A 26,933-nucleotide genomic window follows, 5' to 3' on the forward strand; every position below is an offset into this window, starting at 1 on the left:
ACCTTGGTCGGATCCTTGCCGGAGAACGCGCCGCCGCCATGCGGGGCCGCGCCGCCATAGGTGTCGACGATGATCTTGCGGCCGGTCAGGCCGGAGTCGCCGTCGGGACCGCCGATGTAGAACTTGCCGGTCGGGTTGATGTGCCAGATGGTCTTGCCGTTGATCCAGTCCTTCGGCACGCCTCGCGCACATAGGGCTCGACGATGTCGCGGACCTGGCTGGAGGTGAGGTCCGGAACCAGATGCTGGTGCGAGACCACGATCTCGCGTACGCCGACCGGTTTGCCGTTCTCGTACTGCACGGTGACCTGGCTCTTGGAGTCCGGGCCCAGCACCTTCTCGCGGCCGGAGTGGCGCGCTTCGGAGATGAGGCGCAGGATCTTGTGGGCATAGAAAATCGGCGCCGGCATCAGGTCGGGCGTCTCGTTGGTGGCGTAGCCGAACATGATGCCCTGGTCGCCGGCGCCCTCTTCCTTGACCTCACCCGGCTGCGGCGCATCGACGCCCTGGGCGATGTCGGCCGACTGCAGATGCAGGAGGATCTCGATGTCGCAGGTCTTCCAGTGGAAGCCTTCCTGCTCGTAGCCGATGTCCTTGATCGCGCCGCGCACGACGCTCTCGATCTGATCATTGGTGACCGACTTCGGACCGCGGGTCTCGCCGGCGATCACCACCTTGTTGGTGGTCGCGAGCGTCTCGCAGGCCGCGCGGATAGCCCAGGGATCGATGCCGGCTTTCGGCCCCTCGCGGTAGAACAGGTCGACGATCTCATCGGAAATCCGGTCACAGACCTTGTCCGGATGGCCTTCAGACACGGACTCGCTGGTGAAGAGATAGGACGCGCGCATCAGTAACCCCTTGTTCCGCCTCTGCTCGGCGGTCGTTTGCGATGTTTACCTTTGGATTGTGTCAATCACGCCGTCGCGAGATGACGTAGGACTCGTCGAGAAACCAGAGCCCGTTGTACTTTCGCAGCACGTCCCTGGCGGCATCCAGAGTGCGGCCGTTTTGAGTCATTTCTGTCAATCGGTCGTCCTCGATCTGAGCGACATACACCGCCGCATTCCACGCTGCAAAGGCCGTCGAGGTTCCGATGGTACCCGTTACCTCGTTGGGCAGAGCTTCCATATCATACCTGAAGATCGAGCGGTTATCAGCATAAGCGTTGAAATTTAAGTCGCGGCCCAACGATCCCAGCTCATACCTGACTGCGCGCAATAGCTCATGACGGCTCACCGCGAAAGGATTTTCTCCGGGCCAGATCGCCTGGATCATTTCCATGCCGGGATCGTGACCATGTGAGTGAATCCCTATCAGGCGCCCCCCTGGCCGCAAGGCCCGCGCCAGGGGCGCAATAATCCGCTTTGCCCGGAAATTGACCGAGGACAGGGCGCGATAGGGCTGGGATGCAATGACGAGGTCGAAATTGGCCTCGGTCTGGCCCGGCCGCGGAATGGTCGAATCCAGGAGGAATCGGTGGTCCTCGCGATAGAGCACGAGGACGACGGGCCGCTCGTAAAGTGGCATGGCCGTGCGTGGGCTGATCGCGGCGCGCCAGTTCTGCTCCAGGAACGGCCTCAGCTCGGCGATCTGCGTCTCGAACTCTCCCGACGAAGCGCCCCGTAGCGGGACTTCGTGCCAAACGGTGGCAGCCGCCGCTGCAGGCGATGCCGGCGTGAGCCAGGGCGCCTCCGAATAGAACATGTTGGTAAAGACGAACACCGACGCAGGGTGCTCGAAAATGCGATCCGGCACCTTCTCCAGCGTCAGGCGCAGATCCTCGAGACTGAGCTCCTTGCCGGCGACGTAGAACGGCATGTGTGGAAAGCGCTGGTGCGTTGCGCGCAGCACCCGCGCCAGCACCGTGCCGTCGCCGACGCCCGCGTCGAACACCCTTAGTGCCGGTGGGCGCGGATGGATGGTGGCAAGCTCCAGCGCCACGCGGTCGGCGATGACCCGCTTCTCGCTGCAGGTGTGGACGAACAGCAGGTATTTCTGCCGGTTCTCGAAGAAACGGAAATTACCGCGCGGATCGCGCTTCTCCGGGGGCACCTGAAGTCCCCGCGGCGGCGGCATGCCGCCGGTCATCGACGCGGCCATATAGGCCTGGATCCGCTCCAGCGTGTCGATGGTGATGCGCTTGCCCTCGCGCAGGCGCTGCACGAGCTTCCCATCGTTCACCGCGCGCCGGCCAAACGTCGATTCCGCCATGTCCGCCTTGCGGCAGAACTCGGTGATTTGGCTCAGGATTTCGTCGTTCTTCATCGGTGGGACGAGAGTGGGCAGAAGGATTGGGTCCTGTCTCCTAGCAAAATCTGCCCACTGATGGAATACCCGACCGAGGCACCTCGCTCTGCCATATCCGGGATAACGGGAGCGATGAACCGCGGCGCACCGCCGGGCAACAAACAAGCGCTCCTCCTCCTACAGGACCATCACCATGCGCCGCCTGCTCGTCGCGCTCTGCCTGCTCACCGCTGCGCTGTGGTCGGCGCCTGCCTTGGCGCAGGCGCGCAATCAACTCGGGCCGCTCTGCACCACCGACACCACGCCGCCGGACCAGATGATCGACGCCTGCAACAAGATCGTCGCGCTGAAGGTTTTCGGGGACGGGCAGCTCGCGACCATCTATTTCTATTTCTGGCGCGCCGTAGGCTGGAACAAGAAAGGCGACTACACCAAGGTGATCGCGGATGCGAGCGAAGCGACCCGGCTGCAGCCGAGCCAGGCCGCCTACAATCTGCGTGGCTCTGCCTATTACGACAGGGGCGAGTACGACATCGCGATCGCCGATTTCGACGATGCGCTGAAGCTGGGTCCGCCGAGCGCCACCATCACGTTGATCGCGTTCGCCACAGCGCCGGGCCAGGTCGCGCTCGACGGCGAAGGCGCCAACTCGCCGTTCTCTGCCGCCCTCTCTCGCCATATCGGCACGCCAGGCCTCGAGGTGCAGCAGATGCTGACGCGCGTGCGGGCGGAAGTGGTGTCGAGCACGAAGAACAAGCAGGTGCCGTGGTCGAACTCGTCGCTGCTGGGCGAGGTTTATCTGGCGGAGAAGTGACGGCGCGTGCGCGCAGGACGCCGAACGCGGACAGTCACTCTTGCGGGCTCGGATTGCTTGATACAGAGCCGAGTCGCCCGTAGGTTGTCACGCATGGCGCAACCATACTCATTTCAAATCGCGCCCTTTGAGAGGAAATCAATGAAGAAGCTGCTCGGCGGTTTCGCCGCCATTGTCATGAGCACCACGATATCGGGCGCCCCCGCTCATGCGCAAAGCAAGAATTCGACCCCGCATGCGCTCGACTGCATGGCCAAGGCGGGGTTCACCCATGACATGTGGGTCGCCAGGCGCGCCGGCACCAATGCTCAGGTTGCCCAGTACATTGCGTGCCGCGACGGCGTTTCGGTGTCACAGGCGAAACAGACCGGGCGCAGCGACGGCAATTTCGACACCTTCAAGCCGAGCAAATCCAGCAAATAGGTTGGGCGACCGGCGAACGTCAAACACCGGGATGTCCGGGCGCTCAGCGGAGCACGCCGTCGTGCGTGTCATCGCCTCAAAATGCACATGGCCGGGACAAGCCCGGCCATGACGTTATCTGCGCTGCCTGAGGGAGCCTAGTTGCCCCACACTTCCTTGGCGATCTCGACGGCGAGGCTGAGCTTGGCCCACTGCTCCTCCTCGGAGAGGATATTGCCTTCCTCGGTCGAGGCGAAGCCGCATTGCGGGGATAGCGCGAGCTGCTCCAGCGGCGCGAACTTGGCGGCCTCCTCGAGGCGGCGCTTGATGTCGTCCTTCTTCTCGAGCTCGCCGAACTTCGAGGTGATGACGCCGACCACGACGACCTTGTTGCCCTTGGGCAGGAAGCGCAGCGGCTCGAAGCCGCCGGCGCGGTCGGAATCATATTCCAGGAAGTAGCCGTCGTAATTGGTGCCCGCGAGCAGGGTCTCGGCGACCGGCTCGTAGCCGCCCGAGGAGATCCAGGTCGAGCGGAAATTGCCGCGGCAGACATGGGTCGAGATCACCATGTCGGCAGGCTTCTCGGCCAGCGCGTAGTTGATGATGCGCGAATAGATCTGCTGCAGGCCATCGGGATTGTCGCCGCGCTCGCGCGCCTTCTTCAGCTCGTCCTGCGAGCAGAGATAGGCCCAGACCGTGTCGTCGAACTGCAGATAGCGGCAGCCGGCATCGTAGAACGCCTTGACGGCTTTCCGATAGGTCTTGCCGAGGTCTTCGTAGAAGGCGTCGAGATCGGGATAGACGTCCTTGGAGATCGCCTTGCGACCGCCGCGGAAGTGCAGCACCGCCGGCGAGGGAATCGTCATCTTGGCAGTGACGTGGGCCTGGTCGGCGTACTTCTTCAGGAAGCGGAAGTGGTCCAGCATCGGATGGTTGTCGGGGAAGTCGAGCTTGCCGATCACCCGCACCGCGTCATGCCGCGTCTCGACACCCGCGAACTGGATGCCCGTTTCGGGGTGGAACATTTCGCAGCCGGTGAGCTTCGCCAGGAAGTCGAAATGCCACCAGGAGCGGCGGAATTCGCCGTCGGTCGCAAGCTTCAGGCCGACCGAGGCCTGCTTGTGCACGACCTTCTCGATCTCCATGTCCTCGATCTTGCGCAAATCATCGGCCGAGATCTCGCCCTTCTCGAGCTTCGCGCGGGCTTCCTTGATCTTGGCCGGGCGCAAAAGGCTGCCGACCTCGTCGGCGCGGAACGGGGCTTTGGTTCGTTGCATTCTTGTTTCTCCCGAAATTTCAGTCGGCGCAGGTTGTACTCCCTCTCCCCACTTGCGGGGAGAGGGTTGGGGTGAGGGGGAGTCTCCGCGGGGGCGGTAACAGCTAGACTCGCGGAGAGTCCCCCTCACCCGGATCGCATCTGACGATGCGATCCAGCCTCTTCCCGCAAGCGGGGAGAGGCGAAGTTCAGTGGGCGGCCGCCCCGGCGACGCCGAGATGGCGCTCGAGGACCGAGGGGTCGGCCTTCAGGGCGGCGCTCGGGGCGTCGTGGACGATCGTTCCGCGTTCCAGTATCACAACGCGGTCGGCAAGCCTCAGAATCTTTTGGGCATTCTGCTCGACGATGATCGAGCAGATGCCGCCCGCCCGGGTGATGGTCCCGATCGCCTTCAACAGCTCCTCGACGATGATGGGGGCAAGGCCCTCGGTCGGCTCGTCCAGCAGCAGGACCTTCGGATTGAGGGTGAGTGCGCGACCGATCGCCAGCATCTGCTGCTCTCCGCCGGAGAGCTGGTTGCCAAAGTTGCTCCGCCGCTCCTTCAGCCGCGGGAACATCTCGTAGACCTTCTCGACCGTCCAGAGACCGGGCTGCGCCACCGCGGTCATGTTCTCCTCCACCGTCAGCGAGCGGAAGATGTTGCGCTCCTGCGGCACCCAGCCGATGCCGGCGCGCGCCCGCTGGTCGGGCCGCAAAGCCGTGACGTCGGTGCCGTCGAGCGCGACGCTGCCCGAAAAGCGGCGGGTGACGCCGACGATGGAGTTGATCAGCGTCGTCTTGCCGGTGCCGTTCCGCCCGAGCAGCGCCAGCACCTGCCCCTCCGAAAGGCGCAGGGACATGTTGGGCAGCACCACCGCCTCGCCATAGCCGGCGCGAAGCGAGTCGATTGCGAGCAGGTCAGACATTGACCGCCTCCTCGCCGAGATAGACGGCTTTGACCTGCGGGTCGCGCGCGACCTGCTCGGGCGGGCCTTCGGTAAGCAGCGCGCCGGAGACCAGCACAGAGATGCGGTCGGCGAAGGAGAAGACGAGGTCCATGTCGTGCTCGATGAGCAGCACCGTGACGTCGCGCGGCAGCGCGCCGACGACGGCCAGGATGTCGTGGCGCTCGCTCTCGGGCACACCGGCGGCGGGCTCATCGAGCAACAGCACGCGCGGCTTGGCGGCGATCGCGACCGCGATCTCGAGCAGGCGCTGCTTGCCGTATGGCAGGGTTACGGTCTCTTCGTTCATGACGTCGAGCAGGTGGAAGCGCGTCAGAAGATCGGCGATCTCGCCGTTGACGTGCCCGCGCGTGCCCATCCGCCGCCACCAATCGCCGCCATGGCCGAGACGCTCGGAGACCGCGAGACCGATGGTCTCGAGCGGCGTCAGGTCGGGATAGAGCTGGTTGATCTGGAAGGTGCGCGACAGGCCGCGCAGCACGCGCTTGTGCACGGGCAGATCGGTGATGTCCTGGCCTTCGAGCAGGATGCGCCCGGAATTCGGCTTGAGCACGCCGGTGAGCTGGTTGATGACGGTGGTCTTGCCAGCACCGTTCGGGCCGATCAGCGCGTGACGGGCGCCCTGCTCGATCCTGAGCGACAGGTCGCGGGTAACCCGCAGGCCGCCGAAGGTCTTTTCGAGGTTTTGGGTTTCGAGCGCGATGGTCATGCGTCGCTCTCCGGCACGGCGACGACGGCCTTGCGCCCGGCCACCTGCTTGATGATCAGGTTCGGCACGAACAGCACCCAGCGGTGCAAACGCTGGCGGCCGACCAGCACGATCACGACCAGCACCAGCCCGATCCAGAACTGCCAGTATTGCGGGGTGATGGTCGAGAACCATTCCTGCAGCATGCGGAACACCACCGCGCCGATCAGCCCGCCATAGAGATAGCCGGTGCCGCCGATGACCAACACCAGCATCAGGTCGGCGGAGCGCTCGAACGCGAACACGTCCAGCGAAGCGATCGCGGTGGTCTGGGTGAACAGCGCGCCCGCAATGCCGGCATAGAAGGCGGCAAGCGTGTAGATCGCGATCAGGCGGCGGTTGACGGGAATGCCGATGGCGGCGGCACGCAGCGGATTGTTCTTGATCGCGCGCAGCGACAGGCCGAACGGCGAATGCACGACGCGGCGGGCGAGCAGGAACAACAGGAACAGCACGGCGAGCGAATAGAAGAAGCCGGCCTTGCCGAACATGTCGAACGGGATCTGGCCGAAGATCGGCTGCATCTCGATGCCCTGGAGGCCGTCGGTGCCGCCGGTGATGTTGGAGAAGCGTTCGGCGAGCGCTTCGAGCAGCAGCGCGATGCCGAGCGTCACCATCAGCCGGGTCAGGTCGACGCCGCGGATGACGAGGAAGCTCGTGGCAAAGCCGAGCACCATCGCGGCAAGGCCTGCGACGATCAGCGCCAGCACGGGCTCGTTGATGATCCCGTGAAGCGCAAGAAGCCCCGCGGCATAGGCGCCGACGCCGAAGAACGCAGCGTGGCCGAGCGAGACGATGCCGGCATAGCCGAGGATGAGGTCGAGCGACATCGCAAACAGCGCCAGGCGCAGGATGTCGGTCATGATCAGATAGCGCGTGGGAAACAGGAAGCCGCAGCCCAGCACGATGAGCCAGAAGGCGACTTCGCCATAGTGCCAGCGCGCCTGGCGCTGGGCGTGGTAACCGACGTCGGAAGAAGCGCTCATCGGCGAACTCAACGCGCGGCCGTGCGGCCGAACAGGCCGTTCGGACGCCAGATCAGGATCACGATCATCATGGTGTAGATCACGAAGGGGCCCATCTTCGGCACGTAGTATTTGCCGGCGACGTCGCCGATGCCGAGCAGGAGCGAGGCCAGGAACGGGCCGGTGATCGAGGAGGAGCCGCCGACGGTGACCACGATCAGGAAGTAGATCATGAACTTCAGCGGGAAATACGGATCGAGGCCGAGGATCTCGGCGCTGAGCGCGCCGCCGAGGCCGGCGAGCCCGCAACCGAATGCAAAGGTGAAGGCGAACACCTGCGGCACGTTGATACCGAGGCCGCTCGCCGCGCGCGGGTCGTCGACCGCGGCGCGCAAACGGCTGCCGAAGCGCGTCTTGGCCAGCACCATTTGCAGCGCGATGGTCAGCAGGCCGCAGATCACGACGATCATCAGCCGGTAGCGGCCGATGCCGACGCCGAACACGTCGAACTGGCCCTGCAGTGCGGCAGGCAGGTTGATGAAGACCCGCGACGATCCCTGGATGTAGTCGACGGCGGCGACCGACATGAAAGTGAGACCGATGGTGAAGAGCACCTGGTCGAGATGGCTGCGCGTGTAGAGGTGGCGATAGAGCGTGCGCTCCAGCACAATGCCGATCGCTGCGGCGGAGACGAAGGCGAGCGGCAGCGCCGCGAAGAACGGCCAGCCCAGCCGGTTGACCAGCACCATGCAGACATAGCCGCCAGCCATGGCGAAGGCGCCGTGGGCGAGATTGACGAAGTTCATCAGGCCGAGCGTGACCGCGAGCCCGCAGGCGAGCACGAACAGCAGCATCCCGTAGGCAACGCCATCGAACAGGTTGGTGAGGATTGCGGTCATCGTGCGTCGAAAATCATCTCAGGTGTGGCCGAGGGTGCGCTGTGCGCCCTCTCCCGCTTGCGGGAGAGGGTCGGGGTGAGGGTGTCTCCACAGAGAAACTCCCAATGAGGAGAGAGCCCTCACCCGGCGCTTTGCGATTGCCGAGGCTTCGCCTCGGCGTCTCTTGAAGGACGGCCGCCGCCTACGCTCTCCCGCAAGCGAGAGAGAGGTGCAGCGAGTTTGCGGCGCGCTACGCAAACAACACGTCCTTATTTCTTGGTCTTGCCGAGATCCTTGACGGCTTCGAAGGTCGCGAACTCGACGTTGTAGAGCTCGCCGTCGACCTTCTCGACCTTGCGGATGTAGATGTTCTGCACGATGTCGCGAGTCTCCGGGTCGATCGAGATCGGGCCGCGCGGGCTCTCCCACTTCTGACCCTTCATCGCCTCGATCAGCTTGGTGCCGTCGGTATCGCCACCCGTCTTCTTCAGCGCCTCGTAGATCAGGTGGATGCCGTCATAGCCGCTCACCGCCATGAAGCCGGGACGGTTGCCGAAAGCCTTCTTGTAGGCGGCGACGAAGTCCTTGTTCATTTGCGAGGGATGGGCCGCGGAATAGAGGTGCGCGGTGACCGTGCCGAGCACGGCATCGCCCATGTTGTTGAGGAGATCGTCGTCGGTGACGTCGCCCGGCCCGATCACCTTGATGCCGGCCTTGTCGAGGCCGCGCTCGGCGTATTGCTTCATGAAGTTGCCGCCCTGTCCCGCCGGAACGAACACGAAGATCGCGTCGGGCTTGGCGTCCTTCATGCGCTGCAGGAACGGCGCGAAGTCGGGGTTGGCGAGCGGCGTCTTGACCTCTTCGACCACCTCGCCGCCGCCGGCGGTGAAGTGCTCCTTGAAGAAGTTGAGCGCGTCATTGCCCGGCGCGTAGTCCGAGGTCAGCGTCGCGACCTTCTTGATGCCGTTCTTCACCGCCCAATCGCCGATGATCGTCGAGGACTGCGCCAGGGTAAAGCTGGTGCGCACGATGTAGGGCGAGCGCTCGGTGATGATGGAGGTGCCGGCCGCCATCACGACTTCCGGGATCTTGGCTTGCGTCGCGAGCGGCGCAGCAGCGAGCGCCGCCGGCGTCACGCCGAAACCGGCGATGAAATTGACCTTGTCGTTGACGATCAGCTCCTGCGCGGCCGTCTTGGTCTTGTCGGGAATCGCGGCGTCGTCCTTGACGATGATCTCGACCTTCTTGCCGGCGACGGTGTCGCCGTTCTGCTGCATGTAGAGCTTGATCGCGTTCTCGATCTGCTTGCCGGTCGAGGCCTGGCCGCCGGTCATCGGCAGGATCAGGCCGACCTTGACGCTATCGGCCGCCTTGGCGGGCGCGACGGCCGCAAGGCCCGCGATGGCGGCCGCTGCTGCGACCCGAGAAAACTGTTTGCGATCGAACATCAGATGTCCCTCCCCTTCATTCCTGATCTCTTGTGCGCCGGACCGAGTGCCCGGTCCTTGCCTCACTCTAGCTCGCGCGCGGTGATGTCGCGCGTCACATGGCGTCTTTCGCGCCCCCATTGTCAATCGGACGTTTGGCGACCATTCGGCGCAAGCCGCGCGTTCCGATCCCGACAGCGAGGAGCGACGCCGAGGTTACATCGGGTTAACCCGAGCGCCCGGACTTATTTGTACGGTTGTACAAATAAAATGGACTTGTCAACGAAAAACCCCCATCGCCAAATCAAGCCACTTTGTCGCGAGACTGTCGCGGCAGTCTAAGAATGTGACGAGCGGCGTGGATGGAGGATTTCGTCTTCCCTTTGCAGAATTTGTACATCCGGGCGTCTCCCGCCGGCCCCGGCCTGGTAACAAGTTACCTACCTCGAATAAGTCTATTTTACCTTGTTGATGGCTAGTCTCCCGGCGCCGGCTCCAGCCTGGCCTCCGGCTAACTCGTTCCGATTTCCTGTGCCACTTACAATGCCGAAACGTTTCCGTTCCCCCCTCATCCTCCTCGCGCTCGCCGCGGGGCTGTCCGGCTGCGGCACGGTCAACGAGAAGCTCTCGGCCGGGGTGGGCGAATACATTCCGCAATGGGCCGGCGGACTGCCGGCGGATGCCCCGCCGCGGCCGGGTACGCCGCAATACGACGCCTACATGAAGGAGCGCGAGCGCAAGCGGCTGATGCCGGCGGCCGACCGCGAAAAGGAAGAGCAGGCGCAGAAGGGCGCCATGGGCTCGAATGCAAGTGCCACTGCGCGCTAGGCGCAAAGCGCTCCACCAATCTGCAATCATTCCGGGTTCGACGGCTGACGCTTCGCCCCGGAATGACATCCCCTAGTCCACGAACACCACGGTCTTGCGGCCGTTGAGGATGACGCGATCCTGCAGGTGATAGCGGATCGCGCGCGCGAGCACGCGGCGCTCGATGTCGCGGCCCTTGCGGACGAGATCTTCGGGCGTATCGCGATGGCTGATGCGTTCGACATCCTGGTCGATGATCGGACCCTCATCGAGATCGCGCGTGACGTAATGCGCGGTCGCGCCGATCAGCTTCACGCCGCGCTCATGCGCCTGGTGATAGGGCTTTGCGCCCTTGAAGCCCGGCAGGAACGAGTGGTGGATGTTGATGCAGCGGCCGGAAAGTTTTGCCGAGAGATCATCCGACAGGATCTGCATGTAACGCGCGAGCACCACCAGATCGGTCCCGGTCTTGGCGACGAGATCGAGGATCTGTCCCTCCTGCTCGCGCTTGGTCTCCCTGGTGATCGGCAGATGGTGGAACGGGATCTCGCCGAAATCGAGCCCGGCATAGACCTCGCGCGGATGGTTGGAGACGATCGCGGTCGGGATCATCGGCAACTCGCCGGTGCGCCAGCGATAGAGGATGTCGACCAGGCAGTGGTCGGACTTCGACACCAGCAGCATCACCTTGCGATGCGCGGCGCGGTCGCGCATCTGCCACTCCATGCCGAAACGCTCAGCGATCGCGGCAAAGCCGGTCTGCAGTGCCGACAGTTCCACGGCGAGATCGGCCGCGGTGAACACCACGCGCATGAAGAATTTGTTGGTCTCGGTGTCGTCGAACTGCTGGGCGTCGAGAATGTTCTGTCCGTTATGGGCCAGGAAAGTCGACACCGCCGAGACGATGCCGGGACGATCCGGACAGGAGAGTGTCAGAATATATTGATGGTCGGGCATGGGCCTTGATGAAGGTTTGGGCAAGACTGCGGAACACCCGCGATTTGCGCCCTGCTCTATCACCGACCCCGCCCTTGCGCCAATCCCGCACGCGGAGTCAGGATGAACGTACGATTGCGATTTTCGACCGGAGCACACCCATGGCCGACCGCCTGAACGGCTACCGCATCCTGATCCTGGAAGCGCGCGAGGAGGCGCAGTTCGCGAAGCTTTTGGCCGAACAAGGCGCCGAGGTCGTGCAGTGCCCGATGTTCGCCATTCACGATGCGCCCGACCCGGCCCCCGTTGAGGCCTGGATCCGCCGCGCGATCGACAAGCCGTTCGACGACCTCGTGCTGATGACCGGCGAAGGTCTGCGGCGGATCATGAAGCTCGCGGCCGCGCGCGGGCTCGACCACGCCCTGGTCGCGTCCCTCGCCAGATCGCGAAAATTCAGCCGCGGGCCGAAACCCGGCAAGGCGCTGCGCGAGGTCGCTCTCGACGCCCAGCAGACCACGGAGAAGCCGACCACCGAGGGCGTGATCGAGATGCTGGCGAAGATTGACCTGAAGGGGCATCGCCTCGGCCTGCAGCTCTATCCCGACAAGGACCACAGCGCGCTGACCGGCGCGCTTACGGCGCAAGGCGCCGAGGTCGATGCCGTGCTGCCCTATGTCTACGATCCCAAAGCGGCCGACGCCAACATCGTGGCGGCGATCGATGCCATGGCGGAAGGGCGGATCGATTCGATCGCGCTGACCAATCTCGGCCAGGTCCGCCGCCTGATCGAAACCGCGAAGGCTCATGGCAGCGAGGCGCGCTTGCGCGCAGGATTCGAGCGAACGCTGATCGCATCGGTGGGGCCAGCAGTCTCCGGCGAGCTCGCCGCGCACGGGTTGCGCACCGACGTCGCGCCAGTGGAAGACCACTATTTCATGCGCCCGCTGATCTCGGCGATGGCGGCGGCGCTCGCCGAGAAGCGGCCGAAGGTGGCGGGTTAATCACCGGGCGCCGAGGCCTAGCCTGCCACCTGCGCGGCGGCCGACATCAGCTCCTGTGGGCTCGGCGCGCCGAACATGCGCTGGCCGCCGTCAGGAACCTCGGTAAACGTCCAGCGCACGATCCCTTCCCGATCGAGCAGGAACTGGCCGAACAGCTGGCCGGTGCCGGTTGCCGCCATGCGCTGATCGGCTTCGGTCATCTCGTAACCGTCCTTGTTGTTGAGGTACTCAGCGGCCGCCGGCCGGTTCATCGGACTTGGCAGTTCGCCCGGCATATCGACTTGCATGCTCATGACCACGTTCATGCCCACCTTGCGCGGCCACTCGGTCTCGTTCTCCGTGAATTCGATGTTGGGCAGGCCGAACGCGCGATGCGAGACCCGGTCGGGGTCGGACGCGGCGAGCAGGTTGGGCAAGGGATGATAGCGGAAATAGAGCCTGGCCCGGTCGATCGGCGTATTGACGATCGTGAGACTTTCGATGCCCTTCCCGCGCAGCGCGCCGTCAAGCTGCGCCTGCGCCGCAATGTGGCGCCGGCAGAACGGGCAGTGCAGGCCACGAAACAGGCCGACCAGTATCGGACTATGCCCGCGATAATCATCGAGCGCGATCTTTCCTTCGCGTGTGATGGCGTCCAGCACGACGTTCGGTGCGCGATCGCCCGGCTGAAGCGGTCCATCGGCATGACGGTCTGACATGGTTGAACTCCCTCCCATTGGCTAGTCAAGAAACGGCAGTACGATCAGCCCTGCGGGATCGAGCCCGTGCCGGGCGCAGACATCATGGGCCAGCGCGAAATACCGCTCGGCCTCGGGCATGTCGCCTCGATCAAGGTTCAGTGTCGCAAGACCATCATAGCACGGAAAGAGCTGCTGCGGCTCGCCGGTCTCGCTCGCCACCTCGATGGCCTCGTTGTAGCAGCGCGCGGCGAGGTCGGGACGGAAGTGGCATTGATGGATCTGCCCGAGCACGATCAGGGGCACCGGGAGATGCTCGCGCTGATCGAGCGCACGGTCGATCTCGATCGCCTTTTCGGCGGCCGGCACCCCCTCCTCGGTACATCTGTCCGTGAAGGTGCAACAGGCGACGGCAAAATTAGCAAGGAGACGCGCCTGGAACCCGAGATCGCCGATGCGATGCGCGACATCGAGGCCGCGCCGGCAAACGTCGATGGCCTGCGCCGGGTCGATGATCGTGTAGAGCACGCCAAGGTTGGTGTAACCGCGACACGCTACGTTGAGGAGGCTGGCGGCTTCGGCTGCCGCGACACTTTGCTCCACCTCGCGCACCGCCTCCTGATGCCGCCCAAGTCGCGCCAGCGCAGCCCCCTTGGTGTTGAGCGCCTCCGCAATGGCGCGCGCCGCCTCGAGCCCCGTTTGCTGGTCCGCGTCCGCCGGCACGGACTGCGCGTAACCGAGCGCCTCATCTGCCCATCTCGCGGCGGCGACGTGGTCGCCCAGGCGAAAGGCGAGACGGCCTCGCTCTTGCTGGAGGTGCGCCCATTCGATCGGCGCGTCGGCCTCGCCGAGCCGTTCGGCCGCCTCGGCATAGTGCGCCTCTGCCTTGATGCGTTTGCCGGCGTCCCACAACAAACGGCCGAGCTTGCGAAGAATTCGCGCTTCGCCGATTCGATCGTCTGCCGTGCGGTGCCCTTCCAGCGCGCTCTGGTAATGCTCCTCGGCGATGCTGCGGCGGCCAGCCACGCGACAGAGGTCCGCGATGCGCTCGTGCAGGATCAGGCGTTCCGGCACCCGTTCGCCGCCGGTCGACAGCACGGAGAGCGACTGCTGGTAGAAACGGAGGGCATCGTCATTGGCATAGCTCGCGCGTGCGCGATCACCGGCCGCGCGCAGATAGCGCGCACCCTTCGACTTGCTTGCGCTGAAACTGAAGTGATGTCCGAGCATGACGAGATCTTCGAGGCGCTCGGGCTCGCTGCCATAGAGCCGTTCCAGAGCGGCGCCAATCCGCCCATGGAGCTCGATCCTGCGCTGCAAAAGCAGGTTTTGATAGATCACGTCCTGAAGCATGGTTTGCGTGAAGCGGTAGGTCCGTAAGGAAATCGAGTTCGAGCCCGCGACCTCCTCAATGATCTCCGCATCGCATAGAAGTTCGAGCCCAGCTTCGACCCTCGCCCGCTCGGTTGCCGTCGCACCGAGAATAGCCGCATCGAAGCGCGGACCGATCACCGCAGCCTCCTGGGCCAAGCGACGCACCTCATGCGGCAACCGGTCCAGACGCGCCAGCAACAACGCCTGAATGCTTGCCGGAATATCGGCGGCGGCTTCATCCGACTTCATCCGCCACAGCGCGCCATCGCGCTCCAGGGCGCCGGCTTCGATGAGGCCGCGTATGATCTCCTCGATGAAGAGCGGATTGCCGCTCGCGCGCTCGAGGATTCGGTTGAATAAATGTCCCGGCGCCTCGCGCCAACCGTGACTGAAATACGCCGCGAGCAGTCTTTGGCCATCCGCGTCGCCAAGCGGGGGCAGCCGAAGGGTCGTGTGGCTGATCCTGCTCGAACCGAACAGATCCAGCTCCAGCATCGGCCGATGCGTAAACAGCAGCATCAGCCGCGTCCGCTCCAGCCGGTCCATCAGGAATCGCAGTGCCTCAAGAGACACCGCATCGGCCCAGTGCAGATCCTCGACGATGATCAGAAGCGGCGACAAGGCCAGGCGGCGTTCGAAGACGGTGCGGATCGCGAAAAAGATCTGCCGGCGGAGCTGTTCCGGCTCGACATGCCTGAGCACGGCGTCGGGGTCGCCGAGGCCAAGGACGTGCAAATAGAGAGGCATCAGGCGCTCGGCCTCGTCGGCGGCGAGGCCAAGCTCCGACAGCGCTTGCGCAACCTTCGCTTCGGCCTCTGCGGCGCCGGCCTTCTGTGCGATGCCGTAGGCGCTGCGCAGCACTGCGGCGAGTGTGCCGTAGGATTGTTCGCCGAGCGGCGAGCAGACCGCCCGCCTGATCGCCACGCCCGCGAAGCGGTCCTCATCGCGGATGCGGGCGACGAACTCGTTGACCAGGCGCGTTTTCCCGATGCCCGCTTCGCCGACCAGCCGCACCAGTTGAGCCGCCCCGCCGCACGCGCGATCAAGGCTGCCGATCACGCGCGCAAGCTCGGCATCGCGCCCGATCAGCGGCGCATCGAGCCCCAGCATGTCGAGGCCTCGTGCCGCACGGGGCTTCTCGAGCGGTCCCTTCAGACGGTGGACCAGAACGCTGCCCATCTTGCCCTTGAGCGAGACCTCGCCAAGCGAGTCATAGGCGAACGCATGCCGCGTCAGACGGTGGGTCAACGGCCCGACCAGCACCTCACCCGGAGGTGCCATCGACTGCAGTCGCTGCGCGGTATTCACCGTGTCGCCGGTCACCGAATAGGATTTGGCAACACCCACGCCCAGCCCACCCGCAACGACGTGTCCGGTGTTGATGCCGACATGGAGCAAAAGCGGTGACCCGGCATAGACCTTCGCGCGCTCGCTGAGGCGCGCCGTCCGGCTGATCATGTCGAGGGCAGCGCGGACCGCCCGCTCCGGGTCGTCCTCGTGCGCGGCCGGCGCACCAAACAGAGCAAGCAGCGCATCGCCGATGAACTTGTCCACGAAGCCGCCAAAGCTTTGCACCGCTGCCGTCAGCTCTTCGAACAATTGATTCTGAAGCGTCTGCATCACCTCAGGGTCGAGCCGCTCGCTCATCGCGGTGAAGCCGCTGAGGTCGGCAAACAGCACGGTGATGGTGCGGCGGTTTGCTTCGCTATCGATCTTGTCCGGCTGCGGTCGAAATGCGTGTTGAGCCTCGGCCGTCAGCGCGAGCGGCGGCGAGGACGACCTGATCGGGATTGTCGCCGGGCTCGCCTGCGCACCGCCTTTGGGCGCCTCACCGACAAGCGTGCCGCATTTCGGGCAGTAAACGAAATCCGGTGCGCAGGGAAAGCCACAGCCGGGGCACGCGCTCGGCTGCTTCGTGCCGCACTTCGGGCAGAAGGCAAAGCCGCTCTGAACCTCGGAACCGCAACCCGAGCACGTCATGGCCCAAGACCCTGCCCAGACCTCGCGGAAGCCGCGATGGTGCGATCTGCTGGACCCTACCGAATGGGTCCAGGTTGCGGGCCAGAATGGGCTCGGCGCGCCGGAAGAGCAAGCGGCGGTTGGTCCGCTCCTCCCCGCAACGGGTTGAACAGGCGATGCGCGGGACACTGGCGGATCGAAAGGGTGGTTGCAGCGCGCCGACCCGTGCGCGGCAGCACATGTTGGCATGCGATAGCGTCAATTGACACAAGCAGCATCACCGCTACCCTGAGAAATAGAAGCACAAATAACAAATAATAAGGGTCAGGGGATCGCCGTGAACCCCGTCATCACGTCTTGAACAAGACCGCACGACCATCCGCGCTCGCGCCATTCCGGATCCGCAACTACCGCTTTCAATGGCCGTCCGATCTGCTCACCTCCTGGGCGTTCGAGGTCGAGACGCTGGTGCTCGGCTGGTACATCATGGTGCAGACCGGCTCAGTGCTGCTGCTGACCGTCCTTGCATCATTGCAGTATGTCGGGACGCTGGTTGCACCGGTGCTCGGGATGGTCGGAGACCGCATCGGCCACCGCGACCTTCTGGTCGTGATGCGTCTTTCATACACCGCACTGTCGTCGACCATCATGGCGCTGGCCCTCACCGGTCATCTGGCGCCGTTCAATGTCATGATCATCGTCGCGATCATGGGTCTGATCCGTCCCTCGGATCTCGGCGTTCGTGGCGCGCTGCTCGCCGACATCATGCCGGCCGAGCAGCTGGTGGGCGCGATCAGCGTCGCACGCACGACGCAGGACAGCGCGCGCATTGCCGGAGCGTTGACCGGCGCCGGACTGTTCGCGACCCTCGGCATCAGCCTCCTGTACGTGGCGATTACAGGTTTCTATCTTGCAGCCGCGGTCCTGATGTTCTGCCTGACCCGGCCGAAAAAGTCAGTTGCCACAGGTCATCTCCCGGCGAACAACCGCGCTGTCCCGAGATTGCTGGGCGATCTGAAGGAAGGCATCGTGTACGCCTGGAATGGCCCGGGGATGCGTGCGGCGCTCTGCGTCGCCTTCCTGGCCAATCTCACCGCATTTCCGCTGACGAATGGCCTATTGCCTTTCGTCGCGCGCGACATCTTTCACACCGACCAGACCGGTCTCGGCTATCTGTCGGCGAGCTTCGCCGTGGGCTCGCTGACCGGTTCGATCACGCTCAGCCTGGTGAGCGGCGTGCGCATTGCCCGGCTTCTGATCGGGGCAACGCTCGCCTGGTACGCGATGTTGCTGGTTTTCGTCGGACTGAGGACCATGCCGGTGGCCATGGCCTGCCTCGTGCTCGCCGGCATCGCCCAGAGCATGTCGATGATTGCAGCCGCCGTGATCCTGATGCGCACCGCGAGTGCGCACCTCCGGGGCCGCGTCATGGGGGTGCGCATGATGGTGATCTACGGCCTGCCGCTCGGGCTGCTTGCGGCGGGCAGCCTCATCGACCTGATCGGCTATTCCGCGATGGGATCGCTGTATGCGGTCTCGGGGCTTATCGCGATGCTGGCGATCGCGATCCGCTGGCGTGAGGATCTCTGGCCGGCGCACGCGCCGGCCAACGGAGGATGATGATGCGTCCGCCTCTAGAGGAGAGATCATGCGTGTTGTGGCGGTAGCAACGGCAATATCATTGTCCTTTGCGTACCGGCATTCCGCCTGCGGGCTGCTCAGCAGCTAATTCGCAAACTTCCCAGCCGGCTTGCCACCCTTCACCATTTCCTGGGCATAGGCGTACAGCGCGTCGTAGACGATCCACTCGGCGGCGTTGAGCGCATGATCGTCCTTGTAGCCGAGGCGGCGGAAACCTTCCGCCACCGCCTGTAGCCCGGGTCCTTCGGCCTGATGGTAAAGCGTATTGTCAGTGTCGGCACCATTCACGATCCTGCCGAGAAGGACGAGCGCCGGATCGTTTGTCAGCTCGTATTTCTTCAGGATCGCTTCGAACGAACATTCTTTGCCGTGATGGCCAAGTTCGACGTCCTTGACGTCGTACGGAGTGGCGTCGAGCCGCTTTGCCTCGGCCATGACCTTATCGGCCGGCGCAAAGATGAATTCGGCGTCCTTGTCGACGAACTTCTTGATGAGCCACGGGCAGGCGACGCGATCGACTTTGACGTGCTCTCGGGTAATCCACTTCATTTGATCCTCCTGTTCGGTTTCAGCTTGGCAGATCACGCGTCTGCCAGGACGAGAATCCCGCCGTGAGCGGGTTAGACGACGTAGCGCCGGTCCGGCACGACCAGCGCCGTCGTGTGTGCAGCGACGGCGCCAGCGACACCCGGAAATCCCGACAGCGTCATGCGGCGTAGTCGAAGGCTTTCCGCACCGCCTGGGATTTTGATGATGCCAAGGCTCTTCAAGGGCATGGCGACCTCGCGTCGCTTCGCCGCCGAGAGCCGGTCCATCTCAAGAATTGAAAGAGGTTTCCGTCCACGTGCAATCTCCTCGAAAATCGAGCGTTGCACAGAGCTTGGACGGTGTAGCCGTCTGGCGGGGAGCCTGTGTTTCCCCGAAGCGTCAACTTAGGCCTTGCAGGAAGTTCCGACAAGGAGGATCTGCAAAGTCAGTATTTTGGTCGGTGCGAGTTCGCCCATTCGCGGGCATGTAGAATGGGCTGACGTGGCGGTAAGATCGCGCGAAGCTTCTGGGTCGTCGGCAAGCTCTCCATGCGCTCCCACCATCGGCAGAAGGCTGGATATTTCGGGTACATGGCCCTGCCTTCTTCGGTCAGGCTGAATGCAAACGTGCTCGGCAACAGGAAGAAATCTGCGATCGTGAGTTCCGGGCCGAGCAGATAATGTCGACCGTCGGCGAGTTCGCGCTCGACGGCTGCGAGCGCCGTTTCGACCTTGGGCAGTGCATGCGCCACGACCTTTTCGTCGGAAGCGATCCCAAGCTCCGGAAAGACCAGTCGCTCGTGGGTCACGTGATAGATCATGTATGGGTAGACGTAGGAATTGACCACGCCAATCCATTGATTCATGCGCGCCCGCGCCCGTGGATCTTGCGGCGTGAGCCGCGCGCTCTCGAACGCCTCATCGATGTAGCTGACGATGGCGCTCGTCTCATAAACGACGAAGTCGCCGTGCCGGAAGATCGGGACGCGATTGAAAGGATGCAGTGCGAGATGTTCGGGCTTGCCCATCATCGGCTCGATGTCCTGGAAGGTGTAGGCCACCTCCTTGTGGGTCAGGACGAGCCGCACGATGTTGACAAATGTGCTGCGCGGAAAGCCGTAAAGAATGGTCTCGGACATTTCCTCCTCCCAGTTCTTTCACTTGTGGTCGATCGAGTTCGATCAGCGCCAGAACGGCACATCGGCCTGCTCCAGAGCCTCCTCCCGGGTGAGTCCGAGATCGGCAAGGAGGTGGGGATCATCGGCAATCGCGCGGAGGCCGGCGCGCTGATGCATCCGCTCGCTGCTGGCCAGCCAGCGGTCGATCAGTACGAGCCATGAATTCCGTTGATGATCGACCGTCGTTGCATTGCGGCGAACTCGCCCTACAAAGTCGCTATTGGCAAAAAGCGTTGACATTTGGTGGCTCCAAATCCCATGGTTTCGCGTTGTCGCCGCCTGCATAGGGCCGGCAGGGCGCGGTCCGCAAAGCATCGTTTCTCAGGCCTGCCCCAATTTTTCTCATGAACTTCCTCAGGGAAGGTTCGCAATGCGTCCGCATTTGCCGCCGCTGAACGCACTGAAGGCCTTCGAAGCCGCAGCCCGGCATGAAAGCTTTACGCGCGCCGCCGAAGAGCTGTGTGTCACCCAGGGTGCGGTGAGCCACCAGGTGAAGTCGCTTGAAACAGAACTTGCGATCAAACTCTTCAATCGCGAGCGCCAGCGCCTGATCATCACCGAGGCGGGCCGGGACTATCTCGCTGTTGTGCGCGATGCGCTGGACCGTATCGCTGCTGGCACCGAGCGTTTGTTGCAGCGGCAGAGCGCAGGCGTTCTTACCGTCAGCACCTCACCCGACTTTGCAGCCAAGTGGCTGGTGCACCGGCTTGGCCATTTCGCGGAGGCGCATTCCGGCATCGATCTCCGCGTCTCGGCCACAATGCACCACGTCGATTTTGCCCGCGAGGAGGTCGATCTTGCGGTGCGCCACGGCGACGGCAATTGGCCGGGTCTCGATTCCGTAAGGCTCTCCTCGGAACGGCTGTTCGCCGTGTGTAGTCCAAAATTGCTGTCGGGCCGTCGCCGCATCAGCGGGGTCGCCGGCATCCTGAAATTTCCTTTGATCCACCTGGATAGCCGATCCGACTGGGCGAATTGGCTGCGCGGGGTGGGCATCGATGACGCCGACGTCACACACGGCCCCGTGCTCAATCGTGCGAGCATGGTTATCGATGCCGCTATCAATGGGCAGGGTATCGCTCTTGCGCGGACGACGTTGGCGGCATGGGATCTGATCAACGAGCGGCTGGCGCTCGCATTCCCGGAGTCCTTGCCAGTGTCCAAGACCTATTGGATCGTTTGCCCCAAGGCGACTGCGTCGCTACCGAAGATCGCGACTTTTCGTGACTGGCTGCTCGCGGAGGCGTCGAACGACCTACGCCAGCTCAAATCGCTTACCGGGAGCTCGATGACGAAGCGGCGGTAATAACCAAACCGTCGTACCTTGCCGAATTATCGTTGCTCGGGAGTCCGGTGCGATTTTAAGCCGGGGAACTCTGCCACTCGTCAATGATGGCACTGCTCTGACGCCAGGAACAGAAGGCCGAACGCTTTGGCACTTGATTAGCCCAGGGGGCTCGATCAAACCGAAGTGAATAACCGGCGAAGTTAGCAGGCCTCGCATCTGCTGGTTCCTGATTGACAAGCAGTCCCGCTTTGGCAAAGTCGCGGGCTTGGGGATGGCGATCTCCCCATGAGGCGACATGCCCAAGCATCGCGTCCGAACTCCTGAGAAGGACGCAGCATGTCAACCGTCAACGACGGGTTTTCGCCAGATCGTTCGACGCCTTTGCTGCGCGTGAGAAACCTGACCAAGCGCTATGGAAGCGACGGCGCCGCCATCGACGGCGTGACGTTCTCTGCTGTCGCGGGCGAAATCCTCGGCATTATCGGTCCAAATGGTGCCGGCAAGACGACGCTGCTGGAAGCCGTTGCCGGGCTTCTACCGGTGAACTCCGGCGACGTCTTTTGGCGCGGAGAGCCGTTACACGCAGGCCGTCGGCGCGACGCTTTGTTCTACCTGCCTGATGCCGTTCGTCCATACCAAGACCAAACGGCCCAGCAGGTCGTGTCATTTGTCGGCGACGTCTTTCGACGCTCAGACGCAGACATCAGGTCGACCATCGAATCGCTCGGATTGCAGCCGGTGCTTCGAAAGCGCGTGCAGGCTCTGTCGAAGGGATACGCCCGACGTCTGATGCTGACCATCGGACTGCTTGCGCCGCATGACCTGTTGCTGATGGACGAACCATTTGACGGATTTGACTTGCGGCAGGCGCACGACGTCATGGGCTTGCTGCGTCGCCAGACGGCACGCGGACGCACGCTGATCCTCTCAATTCATCAGTTGCGGGATGCCGAACGGGTCTGCGACCGCTTCATCCTGCTCTCGGCAGGGCAGGTGCGCGGATCGGGAGGACTTGCCGAATTGCGTGCGCAGACGGGACTGCCGAACGGCTCACTGGAGGATATCTTCCTTGCGCTTACGTGAGGCACACGCACGATCGGCCGCACCGATCGCTCCGCTGCTCGCAAAGGAGCTTCGCGAGATCACTTCCGGGCGCGCACTTTGGACCATGTTGCTGCTGGTCTGTCCGCTCGTTGGATACAGCTTCGCCCAGGCAGTCTCGCTCTATAGCGAGTCAAGTGCGGCGGCCCTCCAGTCGCCAGTTCTGGCGAGGAGCCTGTCACCGCTCGATGGAATCCTCGTTCCGACATTCGGCGCATTCTTTGTGGCGGTTACGTTGTTGTTTCCTTTCGTGGCGATCCGGGTGCTGGGCCAGGAGAAGGAAAGTGGCGCGTTGCGCCTGCTGGTTCAATTGCCGTACCGGCCTTCGACGCTGATCGCCGCAAAATTCTGTGCTGTGCTCGCAGCATGGCTCATGGTGAGCATCCCTGCGCTTTCCGCGTTGCCTGCGTGGGCCATATTGGGGGGCCATCTGGCTGCACCGGAGACGCTGAACCTTCTGTTCGGTCATTTGCTCTACGGTCTTCTGGCCGGCGCCATCGGGTTGTTCGCCGCGGTCATCTCCGACAATTCGGCTACTGCCGCCATCGTCACGCTGGCAGTCACGATTGGATCATGGGTACTGGATTTTACGCTCGCGGGCCGCTCTGGCCTGTCGGCTTGGCTTGCGCAATTGTCGCTAACGCAGGCGCTGCGTCCCTTCGAGCAGGGGCTTCTCTCGGCCGGTCTAGTGCTCGGCATCGCGGCCGTCATTGGTGGGCTCGCCGCGCTGACGGTTGTCTGGCTCCCTCCTGGTACACCGATGCGAACGAAGGTCATCCGTTCTGTGTCTTGTGTGCTTGTCGTTGTTATTGCGCTCACCGTCGCGGCACAGTTAAGGGCGTCCTTGGATCTCAGCGAGGATCGTCGCAACTCCTTCTCGCGTGCGGATGAACGCTTGCTCGCGACGCTTCGACGCCCCTTGGTGATCAGGGTCCATCTCGCCGCTGAGGACCCCCGCTATATCGATCTTCGGCGGAACGTTCTCGCGAAGCTCGAGCGCGCTGTGCGTGACGTCACCGTTATTCTCGCGGGCGACCGGTCGAACGTGGCCAATCCATCAGACGCCTATGGCCAGATCGAATATGTCTACGGTGATCACACCGACGTAAGCCGCTCCACCAGCCCGCGTGAGATACTGCCGCTGCTGTATGCACTCGCGGGCGCACGGCCGCCGGCCGCCGGCGTGGGCGAAGGGTACCCCGGTTATCCATTGGTGGTGAGCGCGGACACGACGCTGCTTTGGTTCTTCGGCGGATTGCCGCTCCTGACCGTGCTCGCGTGGTGGCGGATCCGCCGACTCCCTCCGGACAAGGGTTCTCTCGTTCATCAAGGAGTTAAGCCATGATTGCCAACAAGAAATTCGGAGTGATCATCCTTGCGGCAGCTGGTCTTGCGGCGCTGGCGCTGCCGGGCTTGGCCGCAGAACCAGTCAAGATTGACCTCTCGAATGAAACCGTCGGCGGGGAGCCAAAATCACTGGTGCCGGTGGTTGGCTTCTGGAGGATTGAGGAGGAGAGCGGCAGGAAAGTGCTCACGGTCGATGGTCGCCAGTGGAAGGAAGGACAATCGTCGGCGGGCATCGCCGACAAGGCGCGCGCGCTCTACGGGGAACGCTACGCGGAGTTCCTCGATCGCGTGCAGGCCTATGCCTATTATCCGTACGTGGTTGCGCCGAAGGTCGACAATTTCACCAATGGCGAGATCTCGGTGCGCTTTGAGGGCTTGTCCGGCCGGATCGATCAGGGCGCCGGCATCCTCTTCAACCTCAAGCCAAACGGAGACTACCTGACAGTTCGCGCGAACTGTCTGGAGAACAATATCGTGCTGTGGAAGTTCGAGAACGGCAAGCGCTCCTCCGTCAAATGGGTGCGCAACACGCCGACCGCGACGCGGCAGTGGCACGACCTCAAGGTCCGCATCGACGGCACGAAGGTGGAAGGCTATCTCGACGGAAAGCTGTACCTGGAACACACGCTGGCGCAACCGGTGTCCGGCCGGATCGGACTTTGGTCGAAGGCCGACAGCCACATGTATTTCGCGGATTACACCGTAGCTGCCGGCAATTGAATGAGGCACTGCTGGAGGACCTGCGCGGATGAATGGTCGGCCAGACACCACCCAAAACGTCGAACCGCGGCTCAAGCGCCGGTCGGCAATCGCGCTGCTATTCAGTGCACGCGCCGTGCGCGGGTTTGGTGATGGCTTTGCCACGATCCTTCTGCCGGCCTACCTCGTCGAACTGGGTTACTCCCCTTTCCAGGTTGGCGTGGTTGCCACCGGCGCCCTGCTGGGGACCGCGCTCCTCACGCTGGGCGTCGGTCGGCTGGGAGGTCATCGCGACTTGCGGACGCTCTTGCTGCTGGGCGCGCTCACGATGATGCTGACAGGTCTGGCGTTTCCGTTCGCGGAAGCCTTTCCGGTCGTTCTGGTCCTGGCCTTTGTCGGCACGATCAATCCCTCGCCAGGAGACATCGGGATCTTCGTGCCGATCGAGCACGCTCTGCTGGCGAGCGATGCGAGCGACCAGAAACGTACGCAGGTCTTCGCCCGCTACAGCCTGATTGGCGGCCTCTCGACGGCGGCGGGCGCCTTGGTGGCCACCGTGCCCGACTTTCTCGTTTCGTTTGATGTGCCGAGGCTCGTTGCCCTGAAGTCCATGTTCTTCGTCTACACCGTCCTTGGTCTCATCGGTGCAGTTCTCTATCGTTTGCTTCCGAAATCCTCACCCGCAATTGATCAACGACCGAAGGCTTCGGTCCTCGGGCCTTCGCGGCGAATTGTCTACGGGCTTGCGGCTCTCTTCAGTGTCGATGCGTTTGCCGGCGGCTTTGCCGTGCAATCGCTGGTCGCCTTGTGGCTCTTCGAGCGCTTCGACCTCTCGCTTGCGAGCGCCAGCCTCTTCTTTTTCTGGTCCAACACGCTGTCCGCCTTTTCCTATCCGCTCGCCGCAAGGCTGTCGCAGCGGTTCGGGCTGGTCAACACAATGGTGTTCACGCACATCCCCTCAAGCATCTGCCTGATCGCGGCCGCCCTCACTCCGAACCTGACGGTTGTGCTGGCCCTGCTTTCGATCCGGGCGGCGCTGTCGCAGATGGATGTGCCGACACGTACCTCCTACGTGATGGCGGTTGTCACGCCCGAGGAACGCCCGGCAGCGGCCAGCGCGACTGCCGTCCCGCGCAGCCTGGCCTCCGCCATCAGTCCGAGCCTGGCGGGCGCGATGCTCGGGACGGCATTTTCGGGACTGCCGCTCGTGATCTGCGGCGCTCTGAAGATCGCCTATGACGTTGCACTGCTCCTGTCATTCCGTCACATCAAGCCGCCCGAGGAAGCCGAGCAGGCGGCAGGGAGAACCGGGCAGATTTCGAGGTTCGGGGGCGTTCAACGGCGGAGAGTGCAATGACAGTCGACAGAGAACGCCGAAATTTCGTTGCAGCAGCGGCCTCGACCGCCGTGCTGGCCAGCACGCCCGTCCTTGCGCAGGGCAATCCACCGTCGCAAGGCAATCAACCGACAGGAGCCAGGGCGACGCGCACACTGAAGGGGGACTCGATGCGATACTTGGCCTTTGCTCTTTCAATAGCAGCGCTTGTAGCCACCAATTCTGCCGTCGGCGCGCAAGCCTGCAAAGTCTGCGCTGAGCAGCATAAGGCCTGCATGAAGAATTATGCCGGACCGGCGTGCAAGACCGAGTACCGGATGTGTCTGAAGTCCTGCAAATCGAAATGAACCAGACTAGTCGCCGTACCCGCGCAGCCGCTCGATGTCGAGAATGGTGACGCCGCCATATTCGAGTCGCAGCAGCCCCTCCTTCTCCAGCCGGTTCAGCGCGCGGTTGGCGTTCTGCCGCGACATGCCGGAGAGCGCGCCGATCTCCTCCTGGGTGATCTCCAGATGCGTGGTCGATTCCGGATAGAGGATCGGGTTGAACAGCGAGGCGATGCTGCGGGCGAGACGCGCAGTGGCATCCAGCGTGCGGTTGACCTCGAGCATGCCGATGAACTGGCCGAGCCGCTCGTTGAGCTGGCACACCAGGAAGCGATTGAAGCCGACGCTGTTCTCGAACAGCCACATGAAGGCGCTGCGCTCCATCAGCGCGACGCGGCTGTCCCGCAGCGCGACCACGTCATAGCGGCGCGGCTCGTTCTTGAGCACGCTGCCCTCGCCAAACCAGGCGCCGGCCGTCAGCCCGGCAAGACTGGTCTCCTTGCCGTCGCGCGAGACCCCGCCCATGCGGGCAAGGCCGCTGACCATGCCGGCCCAATAGGCGAACGTGTCGCCGCGCATGAAAACGGTCTCGCCGGTGCCGTAGGAGCGCTCCGTGATGCCGGCGCGGGCGACCTCGATCTCCCGGTCCGTGAGCTCGCGCGACCACGCGGCGACGCGCTTCAGATGATCCTCTGAAATCATGATCCCGAAGCCAGCCGCACCGTTTCGTCACTCCCCCGATTGCTGCGTCGCAACAAATCCGCTTTGCCCCCATCCGACGAAAGACGAAGGCGTCCCCTCGCCCGAAAAAAACTTTGTCGCCGAATTGTCAGGCGCGAGACATTTCAAAATAGCGCTTTCCCCTATTTAGGGCCACCTTGGGCGATGCGACTTTTGATCCCGACGGGAGCAAGAGCGGCACCAAGCCGGTCGAGACCAATAGCTGCATGGCTTCACCGGCACGGCCGTACTAGGATCGCCCAGGCAGAAGCGGATGAAGAGCGCGGCAAGCGCCATCACCGGGGAGGGATTTGTT

26 protein-coding genes and 1 pseudogene are annotated in these 26,933 nt (G+C 63.5%); 11 read left to right on the forward strand and 16 right to left on the reverse strand.

Features of this window, described 5'->3' with window-relative positions; translation table 11 throughout:
* Both metK and AXW67_RS02210 read right to left on the reverse strand, forming a co-directional pair.
* Positions 1 to 847, reverse strand: a pseudogene (gene metK, locus AXW67_RS02205) (methionine adenosyltransferase); the annotation flags it as partial.
* Positions 848 to 908: 61 nt separating this feature from the next.
* A complete protein-coding gene (locus AXW67_RS02210; RefSeq protein ID WP_027554740.1) occupies positions 909 to 2,264 on the reverse strand; it encodes a hypothetical protein in 1,356 nt (451 codons plus the stop codon).
* 175 nt (positions 2,265 to 2,439) lie between these two features.
* Here AXW67_RS02210 and AXW67_RS02215 point away from each other — a divergent pair, with 175 nt between their 5' ends.
* Together AXW67_RS02215 and AXW67_RS02220 are read left to right on the forward strand one after the other, a co-directional pair.
* Positions 2,440 to 3,060, forward strand: a complete 621-nt coding sequence (locus AXW67_RS02215) for a caspase family protein (RefSeq protein ID WP_063676280.1) — start codon at positions 2,440 to 2,442, stop codon at positions 3,058 to 3,060.
* A 141-nt stretch (positions 3,061 to 3,201) separates the two neighbouring features.
* Positions 3,202 to 3,483, forward strand: coding sequence for a hypothetical protein (locus AXW67_RS02220; protein WP_063676282.1), 282 nt, complete (start codon positions 3,202 to 3,204; stop codon positions 3,481 to 3,483).
* 137 nt (positions 3,484 to 3,620) lie between these two features.
* On the opposite strand, the gene AXW67_RS02225 is transcribed toward AXW67_RS02220, so the two are convergent.
* From AXW67_RS02225 to AXW67_RS02250, 6 genes are all read right to left on the reverse strand, one after another.
* The gene (locus tag AXW67_RS02225) at positions 3,621 to 4,739 is read right to left on the reverse strand and encodes a cobalamin-independent methionine synthase II family protein (protein WP_063676283.1); all 1,119 of its coding nucleotides are present in this window, start codon (positions 4,737 to 4,739) and stop codon (positions 3,621 to 3,623) included.
* 187 nt (positions 4,740 to 4,926) lie between these two features.
* On the reverse strand, positions 4,927 to 5,643 hold the full coding sequence (locus AXW67_RS02230; protein WP_063676285.1) for an ABC transporter ATP-binding protein: 717 nt from the start codon (positions 5,641 to 5,643) through the stop codon (positions 4,927 to 4,929).
* Positions 5,636 to 6,391, reverse strand: coding sequence for an ABC transporter ATP-binding protein (locus AXW67_RS02235; protein ID WP_063676286.1), 756 nt, complete (start codon positions 6,389 to 6,391; stop codon positions 5,636 to 5,638). Before AXW67_RS02235 ends, AXW67_RS02230 begins: the two co-directional genes overlap by 8 nt.
* A complete protein-coding gene (locus AXW67_RS02240) occupies positions 6,388 to 7,416 on the reverse strand; it encodes a branched-chain amino acid ABC transporter permease (protein WP_027554734.1) in 1,029 nt (342 codons plus the stop codon). The genes AXW67_RS02235 and AXW67_RS02240 overlap by 4 nt, the downstream gene beginning before the upstream one ends.
* A gap of 8 nt (positions 7,417 to 7,424) precedes the next feature.
* Positions 7,425 to 8,294, reverse strand: a complete 870-nt coding sequence (locus AXW67_RS02245; protein WP_063676288.1) for a branched-chain amino acid ABC transporter permease — start codon at positions 8,292 to 8,294, stop codon at positions 7,425 to 7,427.
* 248 nt (positions 8,295 to 8,542) lie between these two features.
* Positions 8,543 to 9,721 carry an ABC transporter substrate-binding protein gene (locus tag AXW67_RS02250; RefSeq protein WP_063676290.1) on the reverse strand — a complete coding sequence of 393 codons (1,179 nt, stop codon included), beginning with the start codon at positions 9,719 to 9,721 and terminating at the stop codon, positions 8,543 to 8,545.
* 522 nt (positions 9,722 to 10,243) lie between these two features.
* On the opposite strand from AXW67_RS02250, the gene AXW67_RS02255 reads away from it, so the two are divergent.
* Positions 10,244 to 10,528: a hypothetical protein gene (locus tag AXW67_RS02255; protein ID WP_063676292.1), complete on the forward strand. Its 285-nt coding sequence runs from the start codon at positions 10,244 to 10,246 to the stop codon at positions 10,526 to 10,528.
* A 72-nt stretch (positions 10,529 to 10,600) separates the two neighbouring features.
* Here AXW67_RS02255 and purU read toward each other — a convergent pair whose 3' ends face one another.
* Positions 10,601 to 11,464: a formyltetrahydrofolate deformylase gene (purU, locus tag AXW67_RS02260; protein ID WP_027554730.1), complete on the reverse strand. Its 864-nt coding sequence runs from the start codon at positions 11,462 to 11,464 to the stop codon at positions 10,601 to 10,603.
* Between the two features lie 140 nt (positions 11,465 to 11,604).
* On the opposite strand from purU, the gene AXW67_RS02265 reads away from it, so the two are divergent.
* Positions 11,605 to 12,444, forward strand: a complete 840-nt coding sequence (locus AXW67_RS02265; protein ID WP_063676293.1) for a uroporphyrinogen-III synthase — start codon at positions 11,605 to 11,607, stop codon at positions 12,442 to 12,444.
* A 17-nt stretch (positions 12,445 to 12,461) separates the two neighbouring features.
* Here AXW67_RS02265 and AXW67_RS02270 read toward each other — a convergent pair whose 3' ends face one another.
* Together AXW67_RS02270 and AXW67_RS02275 are read right to left on the reverse strand one after the other, a co-directional pair.
* Positions 12,462 to 13,142, reverse strand: coding sequence for a peroxiredoxin-like family protein (locus AXW67_RS02270; RefSeq protein WP_063676294.1), 681 nt, complete (start codon positions 13,140 to 13,142; stop codon positions 12,462 to 12,464).
* A gap of 21 nt (positions 13,143 to 13,163) precedes the next feature.
* Positions 13,164 to 16,475: an adenylate/guanylate cyclase domain-containing protein gene (locus tag AXW67_RS02275; RefSeq protein WP_063676295.1), complete on the reverse strand. Its 3,312-nt coding sequence runs from the start codon at positions 16,473 to 16,475 to the stop codon at positions 13,164 to 13,166.
* Positions 16,476 to 16,811: 336 nt separating this feature from the next.
* Between AXW67_RS02275 and AXW67_RS02280 the strand changes: the two genes are divergently transcribed.
* On the forward strand, positions 16,812 to 18,074 hold the full coding sequence (locus AXW67_RS02280; RefSeq protein WP_063676296.1) for an MFS transporter: 1,263 nt from the start codon (positions 16,812 to 16,814) through the stop codon (positions 18,072 to 18,074).
* Positions 18,075 to 18,179: 105 nt separating this feature from the next.
* Here AXW67_RS02280 and AXW67_RS02285 read toward each other — a convergent pair whose 3' ends face one another.
* The 4 genes from AXW67_RS02285 to AXW67_RS02300 form a co-directional block, all read right to left on the reverse strand.
* The gene (locus tag AXW67_RS02285) at positions 18,180 to 18,680 is read right to left on the reverse strand and encodes a chromate resistance protein ChrB domain-containing protein (RefSeq protein WP_245315374.1); all 501 of its coding nucleotides are present in this window, start codon (positions 18,678 to 18,680) and stop codon (positions 18,180 to 18,182) included.
* Positions 18,681 to 18,715: 35 nt separating this feature from the next.
* Entirely contained in the window at positions 18,716 to 18,871 is a 156-nt protein-coding gene (locus tag AXW67_RS42595) for a hypothetical protein (RefSeq protein WP_161491214.1), read from the reverse strand.
* Positions 18,872 to 19,068: 197 nt separating this feature from the next.
* Positions 19,069 to 19,761, reverse strand: a complete 693-nt coding sequence (locus tag AXW67_RS02295) for a glutathione S-transferase family protein (protein WP_063676301.1) — start codon at positions 19,759 to 19,761, stop codon at positions 19,069 to 19,071.
* A gap of 42 nt (positions 19,762 to 19,803) precedes the next feature.
* Positions 19,804 to 20,040, reverse strand: a complete 237-nt coding sequence (locus AXW67_RS02300) for a DUF1127 domain-containing protein (RefSeq protein WP_063676303.1) — start codon at positions 20,038 to 20,040, stop codon at positions 19,804 to 19,806.
* 130 nt (positions 20,041 to 20,170) lie between these two features.
* Between AXW67_RS02300 and AXW67_RS02305 the strand changes: the two genes are divergently transcribed.
* The 6 genes from AXW67_RS02305 to AXW67_RS40055 all read left to right on the forward strand — a co-directional run bounded on the left by AXW67_RS02305 (position 20,171) and on the right by AXW67_RS40055 (position 25,918).
* Positions 20,171 to 21,106, forward strand: coding sequence for a transcriptional regulator GcvA (locus AXW67_RS02305; protein WP_063676310.1), 936 nt, complete (start codon positions 20,171 to 20,173; stop codon positions 21,104 to 21,106).
* A 318-nt stretch (positions 21,107 to 21,424) separates the two neighbouring features.
* Positions 21,425 to 22,171 (forward strand): ABC transporter ATP-binding protein, encoded by a 747-nt coding sequence (locus AXW67_RS02310; RefSeq protein ID WP_063676312.1) that lies wholly within the window; start codon positions 21,425 to 21,427, stop codon positions 22,169 to 22,171.
* Positions 22,158 to 23,534 carry an ABC transporter permease subunit gene (locus AXW67_RS02315; protein WP_082907729.1) on the forward strand — a complete coding sequence of 459 codons (1,377 nt, stop codon included), beginning with the start codon at positions 22,158 to 22,160 and terminating at the stop codon, positions 23,532 to 23,534. The genes AXW67_RS02310 and AXW67_RS02315 overlap by 14 nt, the downstream gene beginning before the upstream one ends.
* Complete coding sequence (locus AXW67_RS02320; protein WP_027554719.1) at positions 23,531 to 24,256, forward strand: LamG domain-containing protein; 726 nt, start codon at positions 23,531 to 23,533, stop codon at positions 24,254 to 24,256. The genes AXW67_RS02315 and AXW67_RS02320 overlap by 4 nt, the downstream gene beginning before the upstream one ends.
* A 28-nt stretch (positions 24,257 to 24,284) precedes the next feature.
* Positions 24,285 to 25,592, forward strand: a complete 1,308-nt coding sequence (locus AXW67_RS02325) for an MFS transporter (RefSeq protein ID WP_063676314.1) — start codon at positions 24,285 to 24,287, stop codon at positions 25,590 to 25,592.
* Entirely contained in the window at positions 25,589 to 25,918 is a 330-nt protein-coding gene (locus tag AXW67_RS40055; protein WP_082907730.1) for a hypothetical protein, read from the forward strand. Before AXW67_RS02325 ends, AXW67_RS40055 begins: the two co-directional genes overlap by 4 nt.
* 6 nt (positions 25,919 to 25,924) lie before the next feature.
* Here the strand turns inward: AXW67_RS40055 and AXW67_RS02330 are convergent, their stop codons facing one another.
* Positions 25,925 to 26,599 carry a Crp/Fnr family transcriptional regulator gene (locus AXW67_RS02330; protein WP_063676315.1) on the reverse strand — a complete coding sequence of 225 codons (675 nt, stop codon included), beginning with the start codon at positions 26,597 to 26,599 and terminating at the stop codon, positions 25,925 to 25,927.
* Between the last annotated feature and the right edge of the window lie 334 nt (positions 26,600 to 26,933).

Origin of the sequence: Bradyrhizobium neotropicale, assembly GCF_001641695.1 — a bacterium.
Classification (GTDB): Bacteria; Pseudomonadota; Alphaproteobacteria; order Rhizobiales; family Xanthobacteraceae; genus Bradyrhizobium; species Bradyrhizobium neotropicale.

Coding starts and splice junctions, on each gene's coding strand:
- AXW67_RS02210 (WP_027554740.1), bottom strand. CDS start 2,264: ATGAAGAACGACGAAATCCTGAGCCAAATCACCGAGTTCTGCCGCAAG.
- AXW67_RS02215 (WP_063676280.1), top strand. CDS start 2,440: ATGCGCCGCCTGCTCGTCGCGCTCTGCCTGCTCACCGCTGCGCTGTGG.
- AXW67_RS02220 (WP_063676282.1), top strand. CDS start 3,202: ATGAAGAAGCTGCTCGGCGGTTTCGCCGCCATTGTCATGAGCACCACG.
- AXW67_RS02225 (WP_063676283.1), bottom strand. CDS start 4,739: ATGCAACGAACCAAAGCCCCGTTCCGCGCCGACGAGGTCGGCAGCCTT.
- AXW67_RS02230 (WP_063676285.1), bottom strand. CDS start 5,643: ATGTCTGACCTGCTCGCAATCGACTCGCTTCGCGCCGGCTATGGCGAG.
- AXW67_RS02235 (WP_063676286.1), bottom strand. CDS start 6,391: ATGACCATCGCGCTCGAAACCCAAAACCTCGAAAAGACCTTCGGCGGC.
- AXW67_RS02240 (WP_027554734.1), bottom strand. CDS start 7,416: ATGAGCGCTTCTTCCGACGTCGGTTACCACGCCCAGCGCCAGGCGCGC.
- AXW67_RS02245 (WP_063676288.1), bottom strand. CDS start 8,294: ATGACCGCAATCCTCACCAACCTGTTCGATGGCGTTGCCTACGGGATG.
- AXW67_RS02250 (WP_063676290.1), bottom strand. CDS start 9,721: ATGTTCGATCGCAAACAGTTTTCTCGGGTCGCAGCAGCGGCCGCCATC.
- AXW67_RS02255 (WP_063676292.1), top strand. CDS start 10,244: ATGCCGAAACGTTTCCGTTCCCCCCTCATCCTCCTCGCGCTCGCCGCG.
- purU (WP_027554730.1), bottom strand. CDS start 11,464: ATGCCCGACCATCAATATATTCTGACACTCTCCTGTCCGGATCGTCCC.
- AXW67_RS02265 (WP_063676293.1), top strand. CDS start 11,605: ATGGCCGACCGCCTGAACGGCTACCGCATCCTGATCCTGGAAGCGCGC.
- AXW67_RS02270 (WP_063676294.1), bottom strand. CDS start 13,142: ATGTCAGACCGTCATGCCGATGGACCGCTTCAGCCGGGCGATCGCGCA.
- AXW67_RS02275 (WP_063676295.1), bottom strand. CDS start 16,475: ATGACGTGCTCGGGTTGCGGTTCCGAGGTTCAGAGCGGCTTTGCCTTC.
- AXW67_RS42595 (WP_161491214.1), bottom strand. CDS start 18,871: ATGCCCTTGAAGAGCCTTGGCATCATCAAAATCCCAGGCGGTGCGGAA.
- AXW67_RS02295 (WP_063676301.1), bottom strand. CDS start 19,761: ATGTCCGAGACCATTCTTTACGGCTTTCCGCGCAGCACATTTGTCAAC.
- AXW67_RS02300 (WP_063676303.1), bottom strand. CDS start 20,040: ATGTCAACGCTTTTTGCCAATAGCGACTTTGTAGGGCGAGTTCGCCGC.
- AXW67_RS02305 (WP_063676310.1), top strand. CDS start 20,171: ATGCGTCCGCATTTGCCGCCGCTGAACGCACTGAAGGCCTTCGAAGCC.
- AXW67_RS02310 (WP_063676312.1), top strand. CDS start 21,425: ATGTCAACCGTCAACGACGGGTTTTCGCCAGATCGTTCGACGCCTTTG.
- AXW67_RS02320 (WP_027554719.1), top strand. CDS start 23,531: ATGATTGCCAACAAGAAATTCGGAGTGATCATCCTTGCGGCAGCTGGT.
- AXW67_RS02325 (WP_063676314.1), top strand. CDS start 24,285: ATGAATGGTCGGCCAGACACCACCCAAAACGTCGAACCGCGGCTCAAG.
- AXW67_RS40055 (WP_082907730.1), top strand. CDS start 25,589: ATGACAGTCGACAGAGAACGCCGAAATTTCGTTGCAGCAGCGGCCTCG.
- AXW67_RS02330 (WP_063676315.1), bottom strand. CDS start 26,599: ATGATTTCAGAGGATCATCTGAAGCGCGTCGCCGCGTGGTCGCGCGAG.